This is a genomic window from uncultured Planktosalinus sp., from assembly GCF_963973675.1.
Lineage (GTDB): Bacteria > Bacteroidota > Bacteroidia > Flavobacteriales > Flavobacteriaceae > Planktosalinus.
Genome location: NZ_CAXBAN010000264.1, coordinates 1 through 3,864 on the forward strand (window position 1 = coordinate 1; position 3,864 = coordinate 3,864).

The 3,864-nt window shown below is 33.7% G+C and carries 8 protein-coding genes and 1 pseudogene; 5 read left to right on the plus strand and 4 right to left on the minus strand.

Annotation, left to right across the window (positions count from 1 at the left end; genetic code table 11):
- From AACY61_RS10180 to AACY61_RS10200, 5 genes and pseudogenes are all read left to right on the plus strand, one after another.
- Nucleotides 1–264: pseudogene (locus AACY61_RS10180) on the plus strand (hypothetical protein); the annotation flags it as partial.
- A gap of 47 nt (nt 265–311) precedes the next feature.
- Nucleotides 312–533 carry a hypothetical protein gene (locus AACY61_RS10185; RefSeq protein WP_339611472.1) on the plus strand — a complete coding sequence of 74 codons (222 nt, stop codon included), beginning with the start codon at nt 312–314 and terminating at the stop codon, nt 531–533.
- The gene (locus AACY61_RS10190) at nt 523–1,119 is read left to right on the plus strand and encodes a hypothetical protein (RefSeq protein ID WP_339611473.1); all 597 of its coding nucleotides are present in this window, start codon (nt 523–525) and stop codon (nt 1,117–1,119) included. Before AACY61_RS10185 ends, AACY61_RS10190 begins: the two co-directional genes overlap by 11 nt.
- A gap of 30 nt (nt 1,120–1,149) precedes the next feature.
- On the plus strand, nt 1,150–1,632 hold the full coding sequence (locus AACY61_RS10195; RefSeq protein ID WP_339611474.1) for a hypothetical protein: 483 nt from the start codon (nt 1,150–1,152) through the stop codon (nt 1,630–1,632).
- Between the two features lie 6 nt (nt 1,633–1,638).
- Nucleotides 1,639–2,073 carry a hypothetical protein gene (locus AACY61_RS10200; RefSeq protein ID WP_339611475.1) on the plus strand — a complete coding sequence of 145 codons (435 nt, stop codon included), beginning with the start codon at nt 1,639–1,641 and terminating at the stop codon, nt 2,071–2,073.
- Between the two features lie 59 nt (nt 2,074–2,132).
- Here AACY61_RS10200 and AACY61_RS10205 read toward each other — a convergent pair whose 3' ends face one another.
- From AACY61_RS10205 to AACY61_RS10220, 4 genes are all read right to left on the minus strand, one after another.
- Nucleotides 2,133–2,333 carry a hypothetical protein gene (locus AACY61_RS10205; protein WP_339611476.1) on the minus strand — a complete coding sequence of 67 codons (201 nt, stop codon included), beginning with the start codon at nt 2,331–2,333 and terminating at the stop codon, nt 2,133–2,135.
- A 32-nt stretch (nt 2,334–2,365) separates the two neighbouring features.
- Complete coding sequence (locus AACY61_RS10210; protein WP_339611477.1) at nt 2,366–2,542, minus strand: hypothetical protein; 177 nt, start codon at nt 2,540–2,542, stop codon at nt 2,366–2,368.
- 136 nt (nt 2,543–2,678) lie between these two features.
- Nucleotides 2,679–3,311, minus strand: a complete 633-nt coding sequence (locus AACY61_RS10215) for a hypothetical protein (protein ID WP_339611478.1) — start codon at nt 3,309–3,311, stop codon at nt 2,679–2,681.
- Nucleotides 3,312–3,663: 352 nt separating this feature from the next.
- Nucleotides 3,664–3,864: hypothetical protein (locus tag AACY61_RS10220; protein WP_339611479.1), on the minus strand; the 201-nt coding region annotated here is incomplete at its 5' end.

Below are 3,864 nucleotides of genomic sequence, written 5' to 3' on the forward strand. Positions count from 1 at the left end.
AATTTAGGCTATGATAAAATTCCTGTAGTAATTGAAGGTTATACGAGAGATGAATTTATTAAGCTTTTAAAAACCTTAACTCAAATTAAAGGCAAATTTTTATTGAGTTCATTTCCGTCAGAACTTCTCGATCTCTATACCAAAGAATTTGGATGGTACACCAAACAATTCTCCAAACCACTGACCGCAAGAAAGGGAGTGGCCGGCAAATCAAGAGGAAGTAAGAAAATAGAAGTGTTAACTGCAAATTTCCCATTAGTATAAAACTGAAATATTAATCCGCATCACAATGATGCATAACACAATTAGATATGAAACGAGTAATTAATAAAGCTGTTAACCTCGATTTGGTTGGCGTAAACGGAAATGCCTTTATGATTATGGGGGTTTTTGGAAGACAAGTTAGAAAAGAAGGTTGGTCTCAAGATGAAATTGATACTGTGCTAAAAGAAGCAAAAAGTGGTGATTATAACCATCTTTTGGCTACCATTGAAAATCATTGCGAACCTAAAGACGAAGAGCATGACCACTAAAGAACGGAAACAAATTCTCTACTTTTTAGAAGCCTTTATGGTTAATCTGGAAAGTCATGATGAGAATCAAATCAACCCTGAGTTTTTGAATTTATTCTCAAGAACAGAACTAATGGACATGGTACTGTGGCTCTATAGTAATTACGATAAAAACATGCTTACTGAAAAGACCGATGCCGAGTTATTGGAACTGGTAAATGATGACGCTAATGTACTGGCCTATGTCATTGAACAATGGAAAAATAATATTAGTGCAGTACCAAAATTGACCCAAACCGAAGTCAATGAGTTATTTGAAAAGATGCCAATTAGTGTTCACTACCTCAGAGATAAGCCTGTTGAACAGTGGGATGCTTACGATATCAGCAACTACTATTCACTCCTGTTTAAACATGGAAAGACCAAGCGTGTATTTGCCATATTTACTTCTGATGTAAAAGATGAAGATAAATATGCAGTGACCACCAAACCCTCTTATTTTTTTGATACTCAAGAAGAGGCAGAAGCGGGAATCAACAATATTATAGCCGAAGGAAAATTTACCCGAGGGGATCTTGTGGTACATAGCCTTTGGTTATTAACCTAAAACTAAATATTAATTCTAAAACTAAATATTATGAATGCAACTATTGTAGATGTTTTAATAGAAAACATCAAAACAGACCAAAGCCTTCTGGAAGAAACAGAAGCACAGATTGAAACTGCTAAAGAAAACAAGCGAAGTGTAATGGATCGCCTTAAAGATTATAGACGTGATATTACCGTATTGTTGAAATATGCAGACGATGAACAACGCAAACGAATTGAAGAACTTGGTTTCGATTTTTCCGAGTCAGAGAGAGGCCTTAATCCTGTAGCTTCTGTGGTGATGGATATTGTTATGAAAGCCAAAGACAACCAGCTTACCAATGCTGAATTGTATGAGGCCTATGCAAAAACCTTTAAGAACAAAGACGATGCGTTTAATTATACGGAGTTCAACATAAAATGTCGTTCACTGTTTAATACGCAACGCTTACTTCGTAAGAAAGGTAAAGACCCCAAATCTTCAAGGGATGATATTATCTCTCTAAACGGAAGGGTTAAATCATCTAAATAATCCATTATGAAAGATGATAATTATTTAGACTTGTTTGAAAGTCAGCAAAAGGCAATCGACCATGCTATGTGGCTCAACTTTAAGTACCGCATCGCAGGGATTGTCTTTGGGGTAATCCATGGCCCTGAGGATAATTGGGCTGTGTGCGAGGAAGCAACGGCACAGGAGATGGAAATGGAATTTTTGGATATTGTGCCAAAAGACCATTCGGATTTGTCGTATACCAATATACGACTTATACGGATGGATAGTGAACCACTTCCTCATTGGGAGTCCATCACCGGGATGTTTTCGACAGTAGATGGAGAAATCCTCCGCTACCTGCTCCATGCAAAAATACCGCTTGAGAAGTTCATCCGTTTTGAACTGGCCTCACGTGGATATGACGAGAACCACCGTTGGTGTGGGTTTGAAAAAGCCGGAGAGATCTGGTTGAAATAATTGAATATGTTTAAAACGCTTGTCTGTAGATGGGCGTTTTTTGTTTAAAACGCCTTAATTTAAATATATAAAGTGGTGTAAACAATATAGTTGATTATATTTGGGTGTTGTTCATAATTTAAGACCAACTTCCCAAGGTGGTTGGGGCCCGCAAAAGATTTATCTATGTAGTTATTAAATTCAAAAGTCAGGTTTTCACCAAGAGAAGTATCACCAGCCTTTGTAGTTGCCTGAGAGCTTTCACCACAAAACTTAATCACCTCTTTCTATCCCCCCTTTTTCAAGTGCTGATTTAACATACTCTGGATAAATAGGTATGGAGTCTAAGCCTTCTACAAAACTGCCCCCCGGTTATTTTTGCAATGGCACCACCGGTAAAAGCGCCCATTGCAGATTGGGCTACTGCACCACCTCCGGCAGTAAATGAAGCCACTCTCGAACTTGCAGTACCTATGGCTGCTCCTTGCAAGAAATTGTTAATATATCATCATAATTAGCAATTCAAATAGAAATTTAAATTCTATCTATGAATAAGTTTCTTAAAAAAAGCTTAATTCCATTATCAATTATTACTGTTTCTTGTGAGATTTTAAAAGACTTATTACTTAGTAAAATTCATTTTCAGTAAAAATAATATTCAGCACTTCATCTTTTGTAAAAAGTTGTGTGAAAATAGTGTCTCCCGTGATATTTTTTATAAATAATGGGAATCTATCTATGATAGCTACATTCCATAAAAAATAATAACCTTCAAATTCAATTAAATCCCATTCAAAGCTTGAGCCATTAGATAAATCATAACCACTTTTTTCATCAATAAATTTAATGAGAGTTTTATTGCGTTTTGTATTTACCATAAATTCTTTTCCAATAAAATAGTCTTTATTTATTAAAACAGCGTTGGTGGTTTTTTCTTTTAACTCTTTAAATTGATATTTAATATTACCACTATAAAGTTTTAGTGAATCCTTAAAATATTCAAGACTTAATTTATCTATTTCGGTTTCAAATTTATTGTGCTTCAATTTGCCAAGGTAATTAGGTTTAAATTGTGGTGAGTCAAAATGTAAATAAAAAAGCGAGTCATTTTTTAAATGAAGGATAAATAAAGAAGTTTCTTGAGAACTATCACCAGTCACAGAAATATTATAGTTTGAAATGAATACTTGCTCTTTAGGCTTAGAACAAGATTGAAGTATAAATACTAGAAGTAAAACCTTAAAAATAATATGTTTCATTTGTTCTTTTTTTATTTTTTAAATTAACCAGAAAGAATATCCACCTATGAGTATCAAATGGTATATAAGGCAAATTAATGGAAAAATAAATGAATTAATCATACCCCCAAACATAACGATACAAATCTCTATACTGTGTTTGATTGGGTATTGACATTCTTAAAACTACCCCTGAACCTTTAAACTCTACCATATTTTTTACTTTTAGGTTTGAATAACTATCTTTTGTTCCTTGAAAAATAATTTTATTTACATAGTTATTTTCTCTTGCTAAAAAGTCGACAAAAAAGGAAATCTCTTTACCATTGCATAAAGTAAAAGTGCCATTTAAATGGTGTTCAGTATTGAAAAATTAAAAAAGAGCATTACTTTTAGGATATTCTCTAAAATTAAAATCAATATTTTCTATCTGAGCAAGGTTTGGATCCCTATAATCATCACCATCGTAAAATCCAAGTTCCAAATTTTTTTCTCTCATCATTTCAACTACAGTTTCAATTTTTCTAATCATTTGACGAGAAGCCATTTTTTGAGCAATAGTATGAAATGTATG

What these genes read in the sequence shown, in the direction of transcription:
- AACY61_RS10185 (WP_339611472.1), top strand. Translation starts at nt 312, where the DNA reads ATGAAACGAGTAATTAATAAAGCTGTTAACCTCGATTTGGTTGGCGTA.
- AACY61_RS10190 (WP_339611473.1), top strand. Translation starts at nt 523, where the DNA reads ATGACCACTAAAGAACGGAAACAAATTCTCTACTTTTTAGAAGCCTTT.
- AACY61_RS10195 (WP_339611474.1), top strand. Translation starts at nt 1,150, where the DNA reads ATGAATGCAACTATTGTAGATGTTTTAATAGAAAACATCAAAACAGAC.
- AACY61_RS10200 (WP_339611475.1), top strand. Translation starts at nt 1,639, where the DNA reads ATGAAAGATGATAATTATTTAGACTTGTTTGAAAGTCAGCAAAAGGCA.
- AACY61_RS10215 (WP_339611478.1), bottom strand. Translation starts at nt 3,311, where the DNA reads ATGAAACATATTATTTTTAAGGTTTTACTTCTAGTATTTATACTTCAA.